This window comes from Acidovorax sp. Root275 (genome assembly GCF_001428965.1).
GTDB lineage: Bacteria > Pseudomonadota > Gammaproteobacteria > Burkholderiales > Burkholderiaceae_C > Acidovorax > Acidovorax radicis.
This window is the reverse complement of the sequence record NZ_LMJH01000008.1, coordinates 104,881-126,316: the sequence shown is the minus strand read 5'-3', so window position 1 is coordinate 126,316 and position 21,436 is coordinate 104,881. Positions and strand designations below refer to the sequence as shown.

The 21,436-nt window shown below is 62.0% G+C and carries 20 protein-coding genes; 7 read left to right on the top strand and 13 right to left on the bottom strand.

The genetic code is table 11. The features are described 5' to 3' along the window. Window positions 1–141 precede the first annotated feature (141 nt). From ASE52_RS10725 to ggt, 4 genes are read left to right on the top strand one after another with little or no spacing between them, the layout of a single operon-like run. On the top strand, window positions 142–1,269 hold the full coding sequence (locus ASE52_RS10725; RefSeq protein WP_347230960.1) for a pyridoxal phosphate-dependent aminotransferase: 1,128 nt from the start codon (window positions 142–144) through the stop codon (window positions 1,267–1,269). Between the two features lie 17 nt (window positions 1,270–1,286). Beyond that, complete coding sequence (locus ASE52_RS10720) at window positions 1,287–2,072, top strand: SDR family oxidoreductase (RefSeq protein ID WP_057226018.1); 786 nt, start codon at window positions 1,287–1,289, stop codon at window positions 2,070–2,072. Window positions 2,073–2,118: 46 nt separating this feature from the next. After that, window positions 2,119–2,832 (top strand): ribonuclease activity regulator RraA, encoded by a 714-nt coding sequence (locus ASE52_RS10715; protein ID WP_057226016.1) that lies wholly within the window; start codon window positions 2,119–2,121, stop codon window positions 2,830–2,832. 29 nt (window positions 2,833–2,861) lie between these two features. Further along, window positions 2,862–4,586: a gamma-glutamyltransferase gene (ggt, locus tag ASE52_RS10710; RefSeq protein ID WP_057226014.1), complete on the top strand. Its 1,725-nt coding sequence runs from the start codon at window positions 2,862–2,864 to the stop codon at window positions 4,584–4,586. 115 nt (window positions 4,587–4,701) lie between these two features. Here the strand turns inward: ggt and ASE52_RS10705 are convergent, their stop codons facing one another. The 7 genes from ASE52_RS10705 to ASE52_RS10675 form a co-directional block, all read right to left on the bottom strand. After that, window positions 4,702–5,289 (bottom strand): flavin reductase family protein, encoded by a 588-nt coding sequence (locus ASE52_RS10705; RefSeq protein ID WP_057226012.1) that lies wholly within the window; start codon window positions 5,287–5,289, stop codon window positions 4,702–4,704. A gap of 27 nt (window positions 5,290–5,316) precedes the next feature. Beyond that, the gene (locus ASE52_RS10700; protein WP_057226010.1) at window positions 5,317–5,958 is read right to left on the bottom strand and encodes an NAD(P)H-binding protein; all 642 of its coding nucleotides are present in this window, start codon (window positions 5,956–5,958) and stop codon (window positions 5,317–5,319) included. Between the two features lie 12 nt (window positions 5,959–5,970). Beyond that, on the bottom strand, window positions 5,971–6,630 hold the full coding sequence (locus tag ASE52_RS10695; RefSeq protein WP_057227161.1) for an NAD(P)-binding oxidoreductase: 660 nt from the start codon (window positions 6,628–6,630) through the stop codon (window positions 5,971–5,973). A 192-nt stretch (window positions 6,631–6,822) separates the two neighbouring features. Next, window positions 6,823–7,500 carry a TVP38/TMEM64 family protein gene (locus tag ASE52_RS10690; RefSeq protein ID WP_057226008.1) on the bottom strand — a complete coding sequence of 226 codons (678 nt, stop codon included), beginning with the start codon at window positions 7,498–7,500 and terminating at the stop codon, window positions 6,823–6,825. Window positions 7,501–7,613: 113 nt separating this feature from the next. Further along, window positions 7,614–8,633 (bottom strand): alpha/beta hydrolase, encoded by a 1,020-nt coding sequence (locus ASE52_RS10685; RefSeq protein WP_057226007.1) that lies wholly within the window; start codon window positions 8,631–8,633, stop codon window positions 7,614–7,616. Between the two features lie 477 nt (window positions 8,634–9,110). Beyond that, on the bottom strand, window positions 9,111–9,494 hold the full coding sequence (locus ASE52_RS10680) for a nuclear transport factor 2 family protein (protein WP_057227158.1): 384 nt from the start codon (window positions 9,492–9,494) through the stop codon (window positions 9,111–9,113). 195 nt (window positions 9,495–9,689) lie between these two features. Beyond that, complete coding sequence (locus ASE52_RS10675; protein WP_057227156.1) at window positions 9,690–10,793, bottom strand: alkene reductase; 1,104 nt, start codon at window positions 10,791–10,793, stop codon at window positions 9,690–9,692. A gap of 103 nt (window positions 10,794–10,896) precedes the next feature. Between ASE52_RS10675 and ASE52_RS10670 the strand changes: the two genes are divergently transcribed. Further along, window positions 10,897–11,859, top strand: a complete 963-nt coding sequence (locus ASE52_RS10670; RefSeq protein WP_082606835.1) for a LysR family transcriptional regulator — start codon at window positions 10,897–10,899, stop codon at window positions 11,857–11,859. A gap of 453 nt (window positions 11,860–12,312) precedes the next feature. Here the strand turns inward: ASE52_RS10670 and ASE52_RS10665 are convergent, their stop codons facing one another. The 3 genes from ASE52_RS10665 to glmS form a co-directional block, all read right to left on the bottom strand. Next, complete coding sequence (locus ASE52_RS10665) at window positions 12,313–13,224, bottom strand: amino acid ABC transporter substrate-binding protein (protein WP_057226005.1); 912 nt, start codon at window positions 13,222–13,224, stop codon at window positions 12,313–12,315. A 10-nt stretch (window positions 13,225–13,234) separates the two neighbouring features. Further along, window positions 13,235–13,663 carry a VOC family protein gene (locus tag ASE52_RS10660; protein WP_057226003.1) on the bottom strand — a complete coding sequence of 143 codons (429 nt, stop codon included), beginning with the start codon at window positions 13,661–13,663 and terminating at the stop codon, window positions 13,235–13,237. Between the two features lie 702 nt (window positions 13,664–14,365). Continuing rightward, complete coding sequence (gene glmS, locus ASE52_RS10655; RefSeq protein WP_057226001.1) at window positions 14,366–16,300, bottom strand: glutamine--fructose-6-phosphate transaminase (isomerizing); 1,935 nt, start codon at window positions 16,298–16,300, stop codon at window positions 14,366–14,368. Window positions 16,301–16,437: 137 nt separating this feature from the next. On the opposite strand from glmS, the gene ASE52_RS10650 reads away from it, so the two are divergent. After that, the gene (locus ASE52_RS10650) at window positions 16,438–16,926 is read left to right on the top strand and encodes an Lrp/AsnC family transcriptional regulator (RefSeq protein ID WP_057225999.1); all 489 of its coding nucleotides are present in this window, start codon (window positions 16,438–16,440) and stop codon (window positions 16,924–16,926) included. A gap of 220 nt (window positions 16,927–17,146) precedes the next feature. After that, window positions 17,147–18,199: a diguanylate cyclase gene (locus tag ASE52_RS10645; protein ID WP_010466627.1), complete on the top strand. Its 1,053-nt coding sequence runs from the start codon at window positions 17,147–17,149 to the stop codon at window positions 18,197–18,199. A gap of 21 nt (window positions 18,200–18,220) precedes the next feature. On the opposite strand, the gene ASE52_RS10640 is transcribed toward ASE52_RS10645, so the two are convergent. The 3 genes from ASE52_RS10640 to ASE52_RS10630 all read right to left on the bottom strand — a co-directional run bounded on the left by ASE52_RS10640 (window position 18,221) and on the right by ASE52_RS10630 (window position 21,405). Continuing rightward, a complete protein-coding gene (locus ASE52_RS10640) occupies window positions 18,221–19,057 on the bottom strand; it encodes an ATP-binding protein (RefSeq protein ID WP_057225997.1) in 837 nt (278 codons plus the stop codon). Next, window positions 19,054–20,484 carry a bifunctional UDP-N-acetylglucosamine diphosphorylase/glucosamine-1-phosphate N-acetyltransferase GlmU gene (glmU, locus tag ASE52_RS10635; RefSeq protein WP_057227152.1) on the bottom strand — a complete coding sequence of 477 codons (1,431 nt, stop codon included), beginning with the start codon at window positions 20,482–20,484 and terminating at the stop codon, window positions 19,054–19,056. The genes ASE52_RS10640 and glmU overlap by 4 nt, the downstream gene beginning before the upstream one ends. Window positions 20,485–20,649: 165 nt before the next feature. Beyond that, window positions 20,650–21,405, bottom strand: a complete 756-nt coding sequence (locus tag ASE52_RS10630) for a Crp/Fnr family transcriptional regulator (protein ID WP_010466630.1) — start codon at window positions 21,403–21,405, stop codon at window positions 20,650–20,652. Window positions 21,406–21,436: the final 31 nt, after the last annotated feature.

The following is a 21,436-nucleotide window of genomic DNA, read 5'->3' as shown; positions in this document are numbered from 1 at the left end:
ATATTGATTTTTCTTTTGTCACCACAGTTCTATATTCGCTTCGAATTCGACTTGGAGACATCAAGAATGCAATTGCTAGGCAACCTACTTCGAGCGGTCAAACCTTCACCAACGCTAGCCATCACCAAGCTGGCTGCCGACATGAGGCGTAGCGGCACGGACGTGATCAGCCTGTCGCAAGGCGAGCCGGACTTCCCGACCCCCGATCACATCAACGCGGCAGCCAAGGCAGCTATTGACCAAGGTCAGACCAAATACACCGACGTCGACGGCACGCCCGAACTCAAAGCCGCAATCGTTCGCAAGTTCGAGCGTGACAACGCGCTGAAGTACGAGAGCGCAGAGATCAGCGTGGGGACGGGAGGCAAGCAGGTCATCTTCAATGCACTGCTGGCCACACTCAATCCCGGCGATGAACTCATCATCCCCGCACCGTACTGGGTCTCCTATCCCGACATGGTGCGCCTGGCCGGGGGCACGCCCGTGGAGATTCCTTGCCCGGAAAACCAAGGCTTCAAGATCACGGCCCAACAGCTGCGCCAGGCCATCACGCCCCGCACCAAGTGGGTGATCCTCAACTCCCCGAGCAACCCGACGGGCGCCGGATATTCAGCCAAAGAGCTGCAGTCGCTGGGCCAGGAGTTGCTGGCACACCCCCACGTGCACGTACTCACGGACGACATGTACGAGCACCTGCGCTACGACGGCTGGCAGTTCAGCACCATCGCGGCCGAGGTCCCGGCGTTGCGCAACCGCACGCTGACCGTCAACGGTGTGTCCAAGGCGTACGCGATGACGGGCTGGCGCATCGGCTACGCCGCCGGCCCCAAGGATCTGATCGCGGCCATGGCCACCATCCAGTCGCAAAGCACCAGCAACCCCTGCTCCATCGCCCAAGCCGCGGCGCAGGCAGCCCTCGACGGTCCGATGGACTTCCTCGACTCGCGCAACGACACCTTCCGCAAGCGGCGCGACCTGTGTCTGGATGCTTTCAATGCCACGCCTGGCCTCTCGTGCCGGCGCCCGGAGGGTGCGTTCTATCTGTTCCCCTCCTGCGCCGAGCTTATCGGCCGCAAGACGCCCGACGGCGCAGTGCTGAACAACGACGCTGACGTCAGCCGCTACCTGCTGCTGCAGGGACGCGTCGCCGTCGTGCCGGGCAGCGCCTTTGGCTACGAAGGGTACTTCCGCATCTCGTTCGCCACCTCCACCGAACGGTTGGAACAAGCGTGCGAGCGAATCCGCCAAGCCTGCACTCAACTCAACTGAGCACGGAAGACACCACAATGGATCTCGGAATTAAAGGCAAAAGAGCCCTTGTACTGAGCGGCGGGGGCGGGCTAGGCAGCGCGATCGCTGTGGCACTTGCACGCGAGGGCGTAACGGTTTGTCTGGCAGACCGCGACGAACCGTCGCTGGCGGCCGCCGCGCAAAGGGTGAGCGACACAGGTGGAATCGCCCATACCTTTGTATTAGACCTGGGCCAGACGGCGCAATGGACTGCGGGCGTACAAGAAGTCGTTGAGCGAGTCGGCGGAATCGATATTCTGGTGAACAACACCGGTGGCCCGCCCCCTGGGCCTGCCCACGGACACGCCACGCAGGTCTGGAGGGACGCGTTCGAATCGATGGTGCTGTCGGCGGTCGGCATCACCGACCTCTTGCTGCCCGGCATGTGCGAGCGGGGGTGGGGCAGAGTGATCACCAGCACATCTTCAGGCGTGATCGCCCCGATCGCGAACCTGGGACTCTCGAACGCCACCCGCATATCGCTCGTGGGATGGTCCAAAACACTCGCGCGCGATGTGGCCGCCCAGGGCGTGACGGTCAATGTGGTGGTTCCGGGACGAATAGCGACCGCACGCACTCAGTTCCTGGATGCCGCTCGCGCCAAGCGCGAGGGCCGCGACATGACAGCCGTGGAGGCTGAAAGCGCCGCCACGATTCCCTTGGGCCGCTACGGCACACCAGAGGAATACGCCGATGCCATCGCATTCTTCGCGAGCGCCCGCGCCTCGTACATCACTGGCTCGACCATCCGCGTGGACGGCGGCCTGATCGCCAGCATCTGATCCCGAGCCATTCCAACACGCCCCTCCCTCCTCAAAGGAAATCCTCATGACTTCTTCCGACGACGCACTTGCATTCAAGGCCCTGCAAGGGGTTACGACCGCCACCCTGACCACCATTCTTCTGAAGAAGGGCTTGCGCAACGTTTGGATTCGCGGGGCCTTCCCCATTGCGCCAGATGCAAAACGTATCGTCGGCCGAGCATTCACGGTGCGCTTTGTTCCCGCCCGCGAGGACTTGGCGACACCGGAATCCTGGAGTTCGCCAAAGTCCACTCGCGCAGCGATTGAACAGATGCCGGAAGGTTGTATCGCGGTGGTCGACGCCAACGGCCTCACCGACGCCGGCTTCTGGGGCGACATCCTTTGCGCACGCATGGCCAAGAGAGGTGTCGCGGCCCTCGTGAGCGACGGAGTAGTGCGCGACCTAGCAGGCGTTCTGACCACGGGTCTTCCGATCTGGGCCGCTGGCACGGCTGCCCCTCCCTCCGTTGCAGGCCTGACCTTTGTGGACTGGCAGCAGCCGGTGGGTTGCGGCGGCGTGGCTGTATTTCCCGACGACGTCATCGTGGCTGATCGGGACGGTGCCGTACTCATTCCAGCAGCTCTGCTCGCCGAGGTCGTGGAACTCGCCATCGAACAGGAACGGCTGGAGGGCTGGATCATGGAAGAAGTGGAGTCCGGCGCAGCTCTTCCAGGCCTGTATCCGCCCAATGCGGAGAACAAGGCGCGCTACGAAGCAAGCAAGAAGGCTCAAGCCTGACATTCAAGAAAATCAACCAGGAGACAAACATGTCAAATTTCCAGCACATAACACGGCGGAACGTTCTCGCCCTCGCGGTCGCACTGCCCGGTGCAGCACTCGTGGGTTGCGGCGGTGGCAGTGACGGCAATGCCACACTGACTGCCGGCGCCGCAGCCACCGGGGACGAATACAGCGCGCAGGTTGCCCAGAAAGTCCTTAGCGAAGGAGGCAATGCCATCGATGCAGCCATCGCTACAGCCTTCGCCTTGGCGGTCACCTACCCGGAGGCTGGCAACATCGGTGGGGGTGGATTCATGACTATCCACATGGACGGTAAACCGTACTTCTTGGACTATCGCGAGACGGCCCCCGCAGCTGCGACGTCTGACATGTATTTGAATTTCAAGGATTCTGAGGGCAAGCAAGATCCCAACAGTAGCGTCTGGGGCGCGCAGGCCGTGGCTGTCCCCGGCACTGTTGCGGGTCTTTGGGCAGCTCACCAGAAGTTTGGCAAGCTGCCCTGGTCACGGCTGGTTTCGCCCGCGATTGCGCTTGCGCGAGACGGTCACTTTCCGGCGAAAGAGGCCATCGGATGGCGGGATTTCATGCTCGACGCGTTCGCCGCTTTGCCGTACCCCGCCAACCTGAAAGAGTATTTCGGTGGCATGACGGAAGGGAGGCTGTTCAAACAGACTGAACTCGCCGATACGCTCGAACGCATCGCCGCAGGCGGCGCGGATGGCTTCTACCAGGGCAAGACCGCCGATCTTCTTGTGGCGGCCATGACGCAGGACGGCGGTAAAGGGATCATCACCAAGGCCGATCTTGCTTCCTACAAACCCGTCTGGCGAGATCCACTGTCTTTCAATTGGAACGGCATGACGGTGCTGAGCTCTCCCCCTCCGAGCTCAGGAGGCATTGCACTGGCCCAGTTGCTTGGCATGAAAGCGTCGCTCTCAAAGACGGTGTTCTCGGGCGTCGGTGTCAACAGTGCGCAATACATTCACCTGAACGCCGAAATGATGAAGCGCGTGTTTGCTGACCGCGCCACTTATCTGGGCGACCCAGCCTTCACCGATGTTCCGTTGGCTGGCTTGTTGGATCCCGCCTACATTGCAGCGCGGGCCGCCGAGGTAAATCCTTCAGCTATCACGCCCACTGCCAATGTCAAACCTGGTGCGCCGAAGATGCACACCACCCACTTTTCGATCATTGACCAGTGGGGCAACGCGGTATCGAACACCTACACGCTGAATATGCCCTACGGCAGCGGCGTCGTCGTGCGCGGTGCTGGGTTCGCCCTTAACGACGAGATGGATGACTTCGCCACAGTGCCTGGTCAGCCAAACTCCCTGGGGGTAGTCGGCAGCGACGCCAATGCAGTTGTGCCTGGCAAACGTCCCTTGTCCTCGATGACACCCACTATCGTCCTGAAGGACGGCAAGCCAGTCACGGTGGTAGGTACGCCTGGCGGTTCCCGCATCTTCACTTCGGTCTATCAAGTTCTGTCGAACCTCTACGACTATGGAATGGATGTGGACCAAGCGGTGAGGAATCGCCGTTTCCACCACCAGTTGCCGCAAGGCACGGTGATCGAGGGCGAACCGTTCTCGCCCATTCCATCAGATCTGGCGGCAGAGCTGGTTGGACGCGGTTACTCGGTATCTACCTGGGCTTTCAGCACCGATGTGCAAGCGATCCACATCGTGAATGGCACACCAAAGCCCATGGCTGATCCGCGCGGCCGGGGCCGTGCAGTCATTGCTCGCTAGCAACCCACGGCACTGATCACCGCGGCATGCTTGGATCCCGCTGGCGCAGACCGTCGCGGCGCGGGCTGGCGGCAACGGCTGCCCTGTGCAAGGCTGCTTGCCGCCGACCTTCGGGTCAGCCGCGCGGACCTGTGTCGACGTCGAGGGCGTCGCCTGTGGCATAGAAGTGCCCGCCGGCGATGTAGTGCAGGCTCCGCCAGCATGGATCGGCACTCTCGAAGTGCCAATGGCCGTCCTTGAACACGCGCGTGTCTGCCCAGGCGCCGACGATCTCTCCGATGAAGAGGTCGTAAGCCTGCTGATTGTGCAGCTCCGACAACACCTTGCACACGAGCCAGGCCGAGCACCCGGCCACGAAGGGCATGTCGTGGCCATCCATCGCGAAAAGCTCGACGCCGCTGTCGGCGAGCTTCTCTGGCTCGCTCGACAGGCTGCGATGCCCCACCTGATAGGTAAGCTCCAGCTGCGCCGCTGTAGGCACCTGAATCACGAACATCCCGCTTTGCTCCACCAGCTCACGCGTCTTGGCAATCTTGTCGAGCACCACGGTCAATTTGGGTGGTGTGTAGTCAAGTGCGCAGGCCCAGGCCGCAGCCATGACGTTGTCGACGCCGTCATGGCGTGCCGACACCAAAACGGTCGGGCCATGGTTGAGCAGTCGAGTCGCTTTATCGAGCGGCACCGAAGCGATGTGGGGGTCCATGAAGGTTCCTATCAAAATGTTGGCCGGTTAGATCATGCGTTCCGAAAGCACCAGGTGGACGCCTGCGGCCGGACGTAGGGCCGCTTCGAGCAGTTCCCGGGCGATGCTAGGTGCGGGGTTGATCCGCCATGCACGGGGTAACAGAGGGCCGATCAGTCCAAATGTCATCGCCAGGGCCCGCTCACCCGGGCGAAACTCCTCACGGCGACCGCCAATGACGCCGGGGCGAACGAAGGTCAGCGATTCGAAGCCCACGCGCGTCAACGCCTGCTCCAGTTCGCCCTTGGTCCGGTTGTAGAAGAAGCGCGACGCTGCATCGGCACCTATGGCAGAGTTCAGCACGTAGACTGGCGTTCCGGCCGCACGAGTGAGTCGTGCTATCGCTAGTGGATAGTCATGGTCTACGCGCCGGAATGCAGCTTTGGACCCTGCGGCACGCAGCGTGGTGCCAAGGGTGCAGATCGCTGCATCAGCCTGCCACCAATCGGCCACGTCGGGCAGGCTGTCGAAATCTACGAGCGGAGACGACAGCTTCGGATGCGCCGGGAGTACGCGCCGCGCTGGCGCTGTCACTGCGGCGACCCGGGGATCGTTCAGAGCCTGCGCCAACAGGTGGCGACCCACCATACCAGTGGCGCCGACCAACAGCAGCCTTACGGGTGCATGCATGGCGTACTGTCCTCAGGCGGTTGCGAAACGCTGCACGGCGTCGCTCACAGGCGCAGTGCCCTGCGTCAACTCGATGATGACGCGGCGGACCTCCGGGCGTTCGATGAGTGCGCACAAGGTCGCCGCCACGTCATCGCGCGGCACGTCGCCGTAAGGAATGGCAAGACCGACGCGTACCTGCCCGGTTCCCGGCGTGTCAAGGAGCGTGCCAGGACGCAGGATCACCCATTCGAGGTCGGACCCGGCCAAATGGACGTCTGCCAGCTTCTTGACCGACATGTAGTTCTCGAACGTATCGGGCATAGGGCGGCCGCGGAAGGACTCGGGAAAAGCCGACACCAACAGGAACCGCGCGATGCCGGCCTGCCTGGCGGCAGCGACTGCCAATTGCAACCCGGAGCCATCGATGGCGCGCGTCATCTCAGGTCCGCCCTGGCCGCCGGCACCTGCCGCAAACACCACAACGTCACTGCCAGCCATCAGCAGGGCCAGACTGTGGGCATCGAGCGCGAGCAGGTTGCCGAGTACCGGCGTCGCGCCGAGTCGTCCAAGTTCCTCAGCCTGCTCGGGGTGGCGATGCAGGGAGCGCGGTGCATGCCCGCGTTCGACAAGCAGGCGCGCGAGGCGCCGTGCGACTTGGCCGGCACCGCCGACAATGAATACTTTATGCATGGTGAACTCCTTGAGCATCCAACGCTATGGCACCGGGGCAGACCGCGCGACTAGGCGGGGCTACCTGCTCAGCACATGGACGATGGCGTTGTAGTCTTGAATGACGGTGGGCTTTCTCATGGATGACTCCCGTTGCGCTTGAAAGAAACGGAAAGGTTCGCGCAGAAGTCCGGAACCCATGGTGCTTACCGCTCATGGCCGAGGCGCTTTCTTTGCTGCGAACGCGACGTCTCCGCTATCGACATCCTGTTCGAGGCAGTCGTCAATGGCGCTGCGTGCGACTCGGGCGATGAACCCCACGGCCAGCAGCGCCGCTGCAAGGCTGATCCAACCCAGCACTTGCGCGCCAGCGCCTTCTGCGAGCTGACCACCCAGTATCTGCCCCGCCTCGGAAACCAGCGAGCCCAGATAGGCATACACAAAATTCCCTGGCAACAGCCCCAGCGCAGTCGCAAGAACGAAACGCCGGGAAGGCATCCGGCTCGCACCGAGCACGTAGTTCAACGGCGCGAACGGAATGATCGAAGTCAGACGGAGCAGGAGCACGATGCGAGTGCCGTCGTGCGCGACGGCCCGATCAATGGCGGCCAACCTGGTGCGCCCCTGGAGCCACCGACGCACCCGGGGACGCGCCGCGGTGCGCCCCAGCGAAAAAGCTAGCGTTGCGGACACCGGGCCAATAAGAGAGACTAGGACACCGCCCCAAAGCGGCCCGTAGAGGAAGCCGGAGAGCGCGGTCAGCGGCGAGGCCGGCACGAATAGCAACGTCGCAAGCAGAAAGACAAGAGCGTAGGCACCCACGCCGATGGCTCCCCCGGAGCTGATCGCTTCAACACCGGCGTTCAAGGCTTGCTCCAACCCGTAGTTCATATGGCTGCTCCTAACAGGCTACCGAAAGACCGGTTCACGTCCCGAGATGGTCGAAAGCAGGTGTGCCTGCCTCTTGGCTCGCTTAGAACAAACGCAGTTCCCTGCATCTGAAGTTACTTGCCCAGGTTGGCCTTGAGCTCTTGTGATGCCTGCACAATTGCGCTGCGGGGCGCTGGCAGGTGGCTGAAAATATTCGATAGCCCAAAATCGTGAATCATGCCGTTGTAGCGCACCGACTTGACGTGCACACCCGCAGCTTCGAGCTTGCGGCCATAAGCTTCGGCTTCGTCGCGCAGGACATCGAATTCAGCAGTTTGAATCAACGTTGGCGGCAAGCCCTTGAGCTGCTCGGTCGTCGCCTGCAGCGGCGAGGCGTAGATATGCTTGCGTGCCTTGGCATCGGTCGTGTAGTGGTCCCAGAACCACACCATCAAGTCCTTAGTCAGGAAGTAGCCGTTGGCAAAATCCTTGTACGACTGCGTTTCGAAGTTTGCATCCGTCACCGGACACAGCAACACTTGCGAACGCAACGCGGGAGCTCCCTTCTCGTTCGCCATCAACGCAACAACGGCGGCCAGATTGCCGCCCGCGCTGTTGCCAGCGACCGCGAGGCGCTTGCCGTCGACATTAATCTCCCCACCATGCTCAGCCACCCATTTTGTTGCGGCATAGGCTTGCTCAATGGCAACGCCGTACCCCGCCTCAGGCGACAAGGTGTAGTTGACGAAGACCGCTACCGCGCCCGAGCCTGCCACCAGGTCACGCACCAACCGCTCGTGGGTGGAAAAGTCGCCCAGCACCCAGCCTCCGCCGTGGAAGTACATGAACGCGGGTAGGGTCTTGTGCTTGCTGCCTTCCGGGCGAACGATGGTCAGCTTCAGTTCGCTGCCATTTATGCGGATCGTCTTCTCGCTGACATCGGCCGCTTGCAAGGAAACATTGGGAGCGTCCTGCGCGTCCACAAGTGCTGCGCGGGCTTCGGCCGGCGTCATTGCATCGAGCGTCTTGCTGCCTTCGAGGGATTGCAAGAATTTTGCGGTGTTGTGTTCGACGCCGGGCCGGTCGGCCGCGCAAGCGCTACCAACCGCCAGGGGCAAACAGGAGGCGGCGACAGCAGAGTTGGGGGTATTCATGAGGTTTTCTTCTTGGTGAGTGAGAAGCTGAGCCAGGAGAACGTAGTCGGCGCCGATGCGCGGGTGCTTGCGGTGTTGCCGACGGTCTCACTGCGAGCACTGGGACTTCGGGCTTCACGCGTCAAACGAAAAACCCGTTCCTGTGCCGCAAGTAAGCGGTAGATGACTTGGGCCGAATGATTGCCGACCGCGTCGATGCGCAAGATGGTTGCGTTCTTACTGAAAGCGGCCTTGATGCGGATCGCCTTTCAGCCAAACCCTACGGTCGTAGGGATATGTTTAGGGGCAGACATACCCAGGCCGTCATCTCACCCGCCCTGTGGTGGCTGGCACCGTAAAGGTGTTCAACGAAAAGCCAGCTCAATTCCTGCGAAGTGTGCGAACCACGACCGCCGATGCCAAGGCATCAATCCACCGGAGCGGGAACCGGTAGGCCGACGCGATCATGAGTCTGGTACTTGCTGCGCAGATGGCTGGTTAAGGCGCTGCATGTGCCTGGAAAATCTTGCTGACCACCGTCCACTGGCCATCGACCTTCAAAAGATGGAAGAAGTCGGTGAACGAGATGCCTGACATGTCGTTGGCGTCTATGCGCGCGCTGGCCGCCGTACCAACGATCTCGATGCGGGTGATCGCTGCCGTCGCGTCAGGAGAGGGCCGGAAATCCTTGTCGATACCCTCAAACAGGATCGGAATCGCACCACCAGTCATCTTTCCATCGGGGCCGACGCTATACATCGTCGCCTGAGGACTGAAAGCGGACTTCATGATGCTGCTCTTGGCCTGTTTGCATCCCTCGATGTACTTGTTGAGCACTTCGGAGATAGCTTTGTAGTCGTGTACGTACGTGGGCTTGTTCATGGCTTTTCCTTGGTTGGTTTGGTTGGCTTGGGGGCGGATGGGTGCGTCTGCGGCATGGGCGGTTGCTCCCACGCCAACAGCGAACGCCACGGAAATCAAAGTCTTGATACAGCTCGCTTTCAATCGATTGCTCCTGATAAGAGTCCCAGTGACTCGTTGGTTCCACATCGGATGCAGGGTCGGCAACCAACCTGCTCAGTCCGCCAGCACAGGCCAGTCGGTATAACCCTTGGCGCCGTTGCCGTAATAGGTTTCCCGAGGAGCAATAGCCAGTTCAGCGCCCGCTTTCAAGCGGTGCACCAGATCGGGATTGGCAATGAACGGACGGCCAAAAGCGACCGCATCGACCTTGCCTTCTGCGCGGCGGCGCATCGCCAACGCGAGGTCGTAGTTGTTGTTGCCGACATAAGGACCTTTGAACAGTGCGCGCAATGCGTCGAGGTCTATACCTTCGGGCACGGTTCGCGAAGTGGCCGTAGCGCCTTCGACAAAGTGCATATACGCCAGTTGGAAGTGATTCAACTGCTCGATCAAATAGCCGTACGTCTGCATGACCTGGCTGTCGAGAGGCGTGTTGCCTGCATCCGGCGTCACAGGAGAGAGCCGAATTCCGACACGGTCATGGCCCCAGACCTCGACCACCGCCGCAGTGACTTCCAAGGTGAGCCGACTGCGGTTCTCGATGGAGCCTCCGTAGGCGTCACTGCGCTGGTTGGTCGAATCGCGCAAAAACTGATCCAGCAGATAGCTATTGGCGGAGTGCACTTCGACACCGTCGAAACCAGCCCGTTTTGCACACTCGGCGGCGTGCCGGTATTGCGCGATGACGCCAGGAATCTCCGACGTTTCCAGTGCCCGCGGCATCGAGACATCCAGCATGCCTTTTTCGGTATAGGTCTGGCCCTCTGCGCGAACCGCCGACGGTGCCACCGGCGCTGCTCCGTCCGGTTGCAGATCCACATGTGAGAAGCGGCCAACATGCCATAGCTGGCACACGATCAGGCCCCCAGCTGCGTGCACCGCATCCGTCACTTTCTTCCAGCCGATGACCTGCTCGCCCGTCCATATGCCAGGCGTCAATGCATAGCCCCGCCCTTGGGCCGAGATGTTTGTCGCCTCGCTAATGATCAGGCCTGCGCTGGCTCTCTGTGCGTAGTAGCGGGCATGCATTTCGTTGGGCACGCCGTCAGTGCCCATACGACTGCGTGTGAGCGGCGCCATGACAATGCGGTTCGCGAGCGCCAGCGCACCCATCGTCACGGGAGAGAAGAGATCGGAGGAGGAGTTGCGAAGCGCCATGCTTTGTTCCATTGAGCAACTTGGTTGCATGTTGAATTCGTGTGATGTGGGAAGTATGGAGGTCGAAGATAATGACGTAAATAGTCACAAGCATGCATAAAGTATGAACAAAAAGCTCACAATAAAAGATGCGATGCAGACGGACCGTGCGGGTGTGGCTGCAGTCTCGCCACCGGTGCATCTACCTGGGCTTTTGACGTTTGAAGCGGCGGCTCGGCACTTGAACTTTGCCCGGGCGGCAGCCGAATTGGGCGTTACGCCGACGGCGGTGTCTCGGACCATCAAGACTGTGGAAGCGCAATTGAATGTGCGGCTCTTCAACCGAACCACGCGCAGTGTCAGCTTGACTGAAGCGGGTGCGTCACTGCATTCAACAGTGGCGCCCGCGCTTGCGCTGATCAGAAACTCCTTGTCGGAAGCTTTGCTGGCAACCGACCAGCCATCCGGAACTGTACGAGTCAACTCCTCATACGTTGCCTACCGTATGTTGATCGAACCGCATCTGGAGGCCTTCCTGGAAAGTTTTCCGTTGATCCATGTCGAGATCTCGCTGGACAACCTGCTCGGCGATATCGTTAGCGCTGGCTTTGACATTGGCATACGCATGGGCAAGAAAGTGCAGAACGACATGGTGGCCGTGCAGCTGGGAAAGGTGCAAAAAAGAATTTTGGTTGCCGCCCCGAACTACTTTCAGCATCGAAGGGAGCCCAGGTCCATCGATGATCTGTTGAAGCACGACTGCATTCGGCAACGTTATTCCGTGGGAGGCCGGTGGTTCGAATGGAGGTTCGATGCAAATGGCCAAATGGTGCAAATCGACGTGCAAGGGCGTCTTCTATTCGACGAGATGCGGTCTGTCGTGGATGCTGCAGTCCAGGGTCTCGGCATCGGCTTCGTGTTCGAAGAGTTTGCGAAACACGAGCTGGCCAGCGGCCAGCTGCGGCAGATTCTGAAACAGCACAGCGGAATGGACGACGCATTTCATCTGTATTACCCCCATCGCAAGCACATGCCGGGAAAGCTGCGTGCATTCGTCGATTTCATGCGAGCGGCCAACAAAGCGTAGTCATTCCGATCCATGGCACGCCTCCATGCTTCAGCTGACGCATCCACAGCATCCGGCTCTGTAAAAAGTCTGCAGCCACGGTTCAAGCAGGAGGTTGCTTCTGCCGCTACCCAGGGCATCACCTTGCTGCGCAGACAGAGAGGGTGCCTCCGTGTCCGCTGGATTTTTTCTGTGGGGTGGACACTCACTTCGATAGCGGATCTTCGCAAGGAGACGGACGACAGGCCGCAGAGCTTCAGAGCGGTGCCCAACGAGAAGACAACCCTGTTTCTGACGGCCCTGCACTTCCACGATTCGGAACCCTAGGATTCCGATAGGACGGCCCGCCGAGAGAGCGCCTGACGCACTCGGATCGGCACTCCTCAAGCTTTTATCTCTCTCAACCTCTCTCCGGAGCGCCAACGCGTCTTGCGCACCAAGAAAGCCTCCCTCGAGCGCCCGATCAAAACGTCCTTACTTAACGTCGTACGCTTCTAGGGGCTTGTCCGATGGGTTCTTCCAAGCCGCTTGAGTCAAAGCGTTTGCAGGCAAGCCCACTTTCAAATTGCTGGGTGGGATTGGTTTCATGAACCACTTGTCATACAGTCGCGCTGCCTCGCCGCTCTGCGCAATTGCAATAACACTCTGGTCCACCAACTTCTTGAAAGCTGGATCTCCTTTGGGGAGCATGATCGCAATGGGCTCTACGCTGAGAACCTGGTCGAGCAACTCGTACTGCGAAGGATCTTTACTCTTGGAGATCAGAGTGGCCAGGATTTGTCCATCGGCGATGAATCCTTGCGCCCGACCGGATTCAAGCAGTAGGAAGCCCTCGCCATTGTCTTTCGCGAGCAATTCATCAATCTCCCCCGTCCCCTCTTTCTTGAGTTTGCGCAGCTGCTGGACAGCAGTACTCCCTGTCGTTGCCGCCACAGTTTTGCCGACGAGTTGAGAAGTGGAGGCAATGCCCGAGGCTTTCCTGACTGCAACACGCACGCCCTCTACATAGAGCGTGGGTGCGAATGCGACGTCCTTTTGACGAACAGTGTTGTTGGTTGTGGTGCCGCACTCAATGTCCACCGTGCCGTTTTGTACTAAGGGAATACGGTTCTGCGGCGTGACAAGTTGATACTTGACGTCCAGCTTCTGAATCCCCAGCGCCTTCTTCACATCTGCAATGACGCGTTCGCACACTTCGACGTGAAAGCCAGTGTAGACACCTGGCCCCAGCGTAAACGACATGGCTCCAGAGCCATCCCGAACGCCCATAGTGATGGCTCCGGAGTCCTTGATTTTCTTCAGGGTGTCCGTTTGGGCGACCGCATTCCCTAGGAAGCACAAGAGAGCAGTCGCGGTTGCGATTGGAAGAAGGATAGGGCTTTTCATGTCGTCACCTTTACTTTGCGAACAGCGAACCTAGATCCGCGAAGGACTTCATTTCGACAGCATTCCCAGAGGGATCGAGGAAGAACATCGTGGCCTGCTCCCCGGGCTCTCCCTTGAACCGGATGTAGGGCTCGATGACGAACTTGGTCTTGTTCGCAACAAGCTTGTCGGCCATCTTCTGCCATTGATCCATCGGGAGGATGGCGCCGAAATGGCGCACAGGCACATCATGGCCATCTACCGCGCTGCTTGACTTGTGACCGCATTCGTCAGGGGCCAAGTGAGCAACGATCTGGTGACCGTAGAAGTCAAAGTCAACCCATTCGGGAGCGCTGCGTCCTTCGGGACATCCCAGCAGTTCGCCGTAGAAGGAGCGAGCCTCGGCGATGTCACGCACAGGAAAAGCCAAATGAAAAGGGATTCGTTGTGGGGTGGTCATATGAAGTAGTTCGGGTGTTGATGTCCCGAAACTTTATCCATGATCCAAGTCAATGAAAATCAATAAATTTCTTTGTAATTCATCAGAAATATTTGTTTAAAGCGTCACTATGTACGCAAAATTTGCTGGAATGTTTGATGCGTCTCCATCGCAGCCACAACCTCGACAAAGAAATTTTTCAGGCGCTCGTGACGCCAGCAGAGCACCATGCCAGGGCCATTTGTTGACTGTCAACGACAAGGAAATCGCAGGCAATGGAGCAACAGTGGCTGTTGGCTTTGCCCCCAGAGCTAGCCATGAACGCAGCCAGTTCGTAAGGGACGGTAGTCATTCCAGGAGGCAGTGACTGTCCATAGTGGGTCAACATGAGTACGCTGTCGCGCTCACAAGCGGTCGCTCAAGCCGGCAGGCGCCGCGCATGTAAGCTGCCGGGTCCGAGGGGGAAGCCGCTAATCAGGGTGCGAGGCGTTCAACGACCGGTGTTTGTCGTTACTGCCGTTCAGACACTGGGTCGCTATTGACTCAAATCAGCCTGAAGCAGCCCATCCAACTCCCCCATAGCTTGGTGATCTGACAATAAAAAAGCGCCTCAACTGAGGCGCTTGGAACCCAACGGTACGGGTGCACTAAACCTTTCCAGGTTTTATTTACAGATTACAGAGTTTATTTTTACGATCAGTCAAAGCCAGCGCCCCCAACGCGTCACTCCACAGTGACACTTTTTGCCAAATTTCTGGGCTTATCCACATCCGTCCCCCGCGCACACGCCGTGTGATACGCCAGCAACTGCAGCGGCACGACATGCAGCAGCGGGCTCAGCGGGCCATAGTGCTCGGGCATGCGGATGACGTGAATGCCTTCGCCGCTTTCGATGCGGGTGTCGGCGTCGGCCAGCACGTAGAGCACACCGGCGCGCGCGCGCACTTCCTGCATGTTGCTCTTGAGTTTTTCCAGCAGCGCATCGTTGGGCGCCACCGTGACCACGGGCATGGCGCTGGTGACCAGGGCCAGGGGCCCGTGCTTGAGTTCACCCGCTGGGTAGGCCTCGGCGTGGATGTAGCTGATTTCCTTGAGCTTCAAGGCACCTTCCAGGGCAATGGGGTAGTGCAGGCCCCGGCCCAGGAACAGGGCGTTTTCCATGCGGGCGAAGTCTTCGGCCCAGCTGATGAGCTGGGGCTCCAGCGCCAGCACCGCCTGCAGCGCCACGGGCAGGTGGCGCATGGTTTTGAGGTGGGCAGCTTCCTGCTCCTCGCTCAGCCGACCTTTGGATTGGGCCAGCGCCAGCGTCAGCAAGAAGAGGCCCGCGAGCTGGGTGGTGAAGGCCTTGGTGCTGGCCACGCCAATCTCCACACCCGCGCGGGTGATGTAGGCCAGCTTGCACTCCCGCACCATGGCGCTGGTGGCCACGTTGCAGATGGTGAGCGTGTGCGACATGCCCAGGCTTTGCGCGTGTCGCAGCGCCGCCAGCGTGTCGGCCGTTTCGCCCGACTGGCTGATGGTGACCACCAACGTGCGCGGGTTGGGCACGCTGGTGCGGTAGCGGTATTCGCTGGCCACTTCCACTTGCGTGGGGATGCCGGCGATTTCTTCGAGCCAGTATTTGGCGGTGCACCCGCTGTAGTAGCTGGTTCCGCAGGCCAGGATGAGGACGCTGTTGATCTCCTTGAACACGCGCCAGGCGGCGGCGCCGGGCTCGCCGTGTTGGCCCGCGCCGTCGAACAGCTCAGGCACGATGCCTTCCACGCCTTCGAGGGTGTCGGCAATGGCGCGCGGCTGCTCGAAGATTTCCTTTTGCATGTAGTGGCGGTAGGGGCCCAGCTCGGCCGCGCCGCTGTGGGCCAGCACGGTGCGCACGGGGCGCTGCGCGGGGGTCAACGCGGCGCCGTCCTTGCCCACAATCCAGTAGCGGCCCAGCTGCAGGTCCACCAAGTCGCCCTCTTCCAGGTAGACGATCTGGTCCGTCACGCCGGCCAGTGCCATGGCGTCGCTGGCCAAGAAGTGTTCAGGGGATTGCGAGGCCCCTCCGGCAGCGTCTTTGCCAACCCCCAGGATCAGCGGCGAACCGGCGCGCGCCCCCACCACGCGGTGGGGTTCGTCCTTGTGCATCACCGCGATGGCGTAGGCGCCGTGCAGCTCGGCCACGGCGGCCTGCACGGCATCGAACAGGTCGCCGGTGTAGTGGCTGTCCACCAGGTGGGCGACGACTTCGGTGTCGGTCTGGCTCGCAAACACATAGCCGCGTGCCTGCAGTGCCTTGCGCAGTTCTTCGTGGTTTTCAATGATGCCGTTGTGGACCAGGGCCACGCGGCCAACGCTCTGGGCGTTGGCGTCAGCGCCCGTGCCGTGGCTGAAATGCGGATGGGCGTTGTGCACGGCAGGCGCGCCATGGGTGGCCCAGCGGGTGTGGGCAATGCCGGTGGCGCCGTCGATGCGTTCCGTGGTCACCTGGTCCAGCAGTTCGGCCACACGCGCCGTGCTGCGGGCGCGCTGCAGGCCCGCCGGGCGTGCAGCATCGAGGCTGGAGGCGTGCACGGCCACGCCGCACGAGTCATACCCCCGGTATTCAAGCCGCTGCAGGCCCTGGACGAGGATGGGAACGATGTTGCGCGTGGAGACCGCGCCGACGATGCCGCACATGGTGTTTGCCTTGGTTTTAAAGCGATGGGCGATGTTAGGCAGCCCAGTAAGAAATTGTTGATTGATATTTATTAATTTTTGAACTTTAATTTCACAAATCATTCATTGTGAAATTTTCTTTCAAATCACAAAAATTTATGGAATACATATCACTCGACAGCACGGACCTGCAGCTGCTCAACCTCCTGCAAACCGATGCCGCACAAAGCAACCAGGCGCTGGCCGAGCAGGTGCATGTCTCGCCACCCACCTGCCTGCGCCGCGTCAAGCGCCTGCACGATGTCGGTCTGATCGAGCGCCAGGTGGCCATCCTGCAGCCCGACCGGCTGGCGGCTGTTCAAGGCCACGGGCTGGCCTGCATCGTCGAGGTGTCGCTCGACCGCCAGGGCGCCGAGCAGCTCGAAGCATTCGAAGCCCGCGCCGTGGCCGACGACGCCGTGCAGCAGTGCTGGCGCGTGTCGCCCGGGCCCGACTTTGTGCTGGTGGTGCACACCCGGGACATGCCGGGCTACCTGGCGCTGTCGCAGCGCCTGTTCACAGGCGATGCCAACGTGCGCAATGTGAAGGCTTTTTTCGCGACGCGCCGGGCAAAATTCGATACAAAAGTGCCTCTAGCGCTTGATTAGAAAGCGTTGCACGCTATCAATTTTGAAAACCCCAACGGCAACCACACTGCAGCGAATCCATGGCGATACCGTGCCGCCGCTGCCCGTGCAGTTGCCCTTTGCGGTGCCTGGTCATTTCGTGCTGGTATCGCTCCTGGGGGAGATGTAAGCTCCCCAGCCACCACCACCCCTCGTGCCCAGCCCATCGGGGGGCGCTGCGGGCCGTCCCCCCATTCCGCCCATGCCCACACCCCGCCGCCAGATGCCCCGACGTATCTATCCCCTGCGCATTCTGGGCATGGGGCTGGGCGGCATGGTGGTGGGCGTGGTGCTGTGGGAGCGCCATGCCAGCGTCACCGCCTGGCTGACCATGGCGCTGCCCGCATTCGTCTGGCCGCATGTGGCCTATCTGGTGACGCGCCACAGCAAAGACCCCTACCGGGCCGAGACCCGCAACTTGCTCATCGACTCTGCCCTGGCCGCCAGTTTTGTGCCGCTGATGCACTTCAACCTGTTGCCCAGCGTGCTGCTGCTGACACTGACCATGGTGGACAAGATCACCACCGGCATCCGCGGGCTGTGGGCGCGCGCGCTGCCCGCCATGCTGGCCGGAGGGCTGGTGGGCGCGGCGCTCTCAGGCTTGCACTGGGCGCCTGAAACCTCCATGCGCGTCATGATCGCCTGCCTGCCGGTGATGGCACTGCACACGCTGTCGGTCAGCCTGGTCAGCTACCAACTCATCCGCCAGTCAGCGCGGCAGAACCAGCTGCTGGACGAGCTGCGGCGTGTGGATGCACTCACCGGCCTGTTCGGGCGCGGTCACTGGCAAGAGCAGGCCGAGGCCGCGCTGCGCCGCCACCACACCAGTAACGAACCGGCCTGCATGCTGATGCTGGACATCGACCATTTCAAGGAGATCAACGACGCCCACGGCCATACCGTGGGTGACGAAGTGATCCGTGCACTGGCCCATGTGGTACGCGGCAACGTGCGCGCGGGCGACTGCGCGGGGCGCTACGGTGGTGATGAATTTGCCATCGTGCTGCCCGGCATGCAGGCCAAGGACGCGCTGGCCATTGCCCACCGCATCCGCGAGCAGACCGAGAGCGTTCGCCTGCGCAGCCTGCCCGGCGTGCGCGTCACCAGCAGCATTGGCGTGGCCCCCGCCGACCACCGCCACAGCAGCCTGCGCGCCTGGATCGACGCGGCCGACGCCGCGCTGTATGCCGCCAAGAACGGCGGGCGCAACCGCGTGGCAGGGTGCATGGAGCCGGACCTGGTGCCAGCGGTGTAGCGGGCGGCCGCCGGTTCAGCGTCAGGGGTTGGTGGCCCCGGGGTCGGCCTCCGTCGCAGCACACTCCACGGGCCATTGCACACGCACCGTGCAGCCCCCACCCGGCATTGCCGTGGCACTGAGGTGTGCGCCATGGCGTTGCGCCACCGCACGGCACAGCGCCAGACCCGTGCCCACGCCGTCAAACTCAGTCTCGCGGTGCAGGCGCTGGAACACACCGAACAAGGTGCCCGCACGCGCCGGGTCAAACCCCACGCCGTTGTCTCGCACCGTAAAGGCCAGCTGGCCCCATGGCGCCACATCGGCCCGCAGGGTGATGCAGGGCTGGGCCACCGGACGTGTGAACTTGAGCGCGTTGCCCAGCAGCTGCACCAGCAACTCCTGCAGCAACACCGGGTCGGCCTGCAACGTAGGCAGGTTGGCATCCACGCGCCATTCCACGGCACGCCCTGCCTCGGCAGGGGCCAGAGTGGCGCGCGCCTGGGCCATCGCATCGGCCAGCGGCACAGGCTGCAGGCTCAGCGGGGCGCGGCTGGCGCGCACCAGGGCCTGCAGCCCGTCGATCATCAGGCCCATGCGCCGGGCGGACTGGTCCATGGTGGCCAGAAAGCCCAGTGCCTCCTGCACCTCGGCGCCCTGCGCCACCTCGGGCGGCAGATCCCCCAGCACCTCGCGCACCAGCGTGCCGTAAGAGGTCACATGCCGCAGCGGCGCGCGCAGGTCGTGCGAAACGGCGCGCAAGAACTCCTCCTGCGCAGCCGCCATGTGGGCCACCTGCTGCTGGCTGCGGGCCAGCGCGGCGCGCAATCCCTGCAATTGCTGCAGCTCGTCCCCGGCGCTGGCGTCTGGCGCGCTCATGGCTTGGCTTGTTTGGCGGGGCGATTCCAGTTGGCAATGCTGACCTGCTTGCCCCGCGCCACGCTCAGCGCTCCCGGCGCCGTGCTCTTCGTGATGGTGCTGCCACCACCCACCGTGCCGCCTGCGCCAATCGTCACCGGCGCCACCAGCACGCAGTTGCTGCCCACATGCACATCGGCCTCGATCACCGTGCGGTGCTTGTTGGCACCGTCGTAGTTGGCGGTGATGCTGCCCGCGCCGTAGTTCACACGCTCGCCCACGGTGGCGTCCCCCAGGTAGGCGAGGTGGTTGGCCTTGGCGCCATCGGCCAGGGTGCTGTTCTTCACCTCCACAAAATTGCCGATGTGCACCTCGCGGCCCAGTTGTGCACCGGGGCGCAGGCGGGCAAAGGGGCCGATCAGCGCGCCCTCGCCCACGGTGGCGCCAGCCTTCTCGCCGTCGATGTGGGTGAACGGATGGATCACGGCGCCCGCCGCGATGCGTGCGTTGGCAATGCAGCAGTTCGCGCCAATGCTCACGCCCTCGCCCAGCTCCACGCGGCCGGTGAAGACGCAGTTCACGTCGATCTCCACATCCTGCCCACACACCAGTTCGCCGCGCACACCGGTGCGGGTGTCATCGCGCACATCGAACCGCGCCGGGTCGGCCAAGCGCACGCCCTGCTCCATCAGTGCGAGGGCCTGGCGCAGCTGGTGCGCGCGCTCCAGCTCGGCCAGTTGCAGCGGGCTGTTCACGCCCGCCACCTGCAGCGCATCGGTGATGCGGTGCGCGACCACGGGCACACCATCGGCCACGGCCATGGCGACGATGTCGGTGAGGTAGTACTCGCCCTGGGCGTTGTCATTGGTCAGCCGCGCCAGCCAGCCGCGCAGCAGCTTCGCGGGCACGGCCATGATGCCGCTGTAGACCTCGGTGATGGCGCGCTGGGCGTCGGTGGCGTCCTTGTGTTCGACGATGCCTTGCACGGCATCGGATGCATTGCGCACGATGCGGCCATAACCCGTGGGGTCGGGCAAGGTCACGGTCAGCAGGGCCAGCTTGCCGCCTTCGCTGGCCGCCACCAGGGCACGCAGGGTGTCGGCCTGGGTCAGCGGCACGTCGCCCGACAGCACGACCACCGTGCCGTCATCGCGCAGGTGGGGCACGGCCTGCTGGACGGCGTGGCCGGTGCCCAGCTGGGGCTCCTGGCGCACGAATTTGAGGTCAAAATGGCCTCCAGCGCTTGCTGCACCTGCAGTAGCAGCTTCTACTTCTATAGCACCATGGCCGGTGATGACGATGGCGCTGCGCGCCTGTAAATGGGCTGCCTGGTCCAGCACATGCTGCAGCAATGGGCGCCCGGCCAGGCGTTGCAGCACCTTGGGGAGGCGGCTTTTCATGCGCGTGCCCTTGCCGGCCGCCATGATGAGGATGTCGAGTGAGGTCATGAAAAAGGAGGTGGGGTTGCGCAGCAAAAGCCCGGCGTGCGGGCATGGCGTGGATTATCGGTTGCGGCCAACACAGCGCAATATGCTATTCAAACCATAGCTTCTTACGCTTACCACACAAGCGCCAGAGGCCAATTTGATCAAATTCCTGCCGCAGCAGTACCTCTACAACAGCGGCATCAGCCGGGGCGGCGTGTCGTAGTACTCGGCGATGCGGGCCAGCGCGCGGGTGTTGAGCAGGCGCAGCCGCCCGTTTTTCAGCTCATGCAGGCCCAGCAGCGACAGGCGCCGCAGCGTCTTGTTGGTGTGCACCAGCGACAGCCCCAGTGCATCGGCAATGTGCTGCTGGTTCAGCGGGAACGCCACCGCGCCGTCCTCCACCAGCCCGATGCGGTCGAGCCGCCGGTACAGGTGCATGAGCAGCATGGCCACGCGTTCTGTAGCGTTGCGGCGGCCGGTGGTCAGCAGGTTGTCGTCCACATGGCCTTCTTCGTGGGCCGACAGCCAGGTGATGTCGTAGCCCAGGCGCGGGTGCTCGCGAAACAGCGCCCACAGGCTGTCGTTCTGGAACACACACAGCGAACAATCGGTCAGCGCCTCGATGCCGTGGGTGGAGACATCGCCAAACTCCTGCTGCAGGCCCACGAGGTCGCCAGGCAGCAAAAAATTGAGGATCTGGCGGCGCCCGTCGCTCATGGTCTTGTAGCGAAAGGCCCAGCCCGAATACAGCGTGAACAGCTTGGCGTTGGTCTGGTTCTCGCGCACCAGCGCGCCGCCGGCCTCCACGGCCAGGCTGTCCGTGCGAAAGCCTTCAATGAAATCCAGCACCTCGGGCTTCACGGCCGTGAACGCGCCGGTCTTTCGCAGCCGGCAGTCGTGGCAGGTCGGGGGACAGGCGTTGGCAGGCAGGGTGACATTCATGGTGGCGCAATTCTCATCGATTCACACTGGG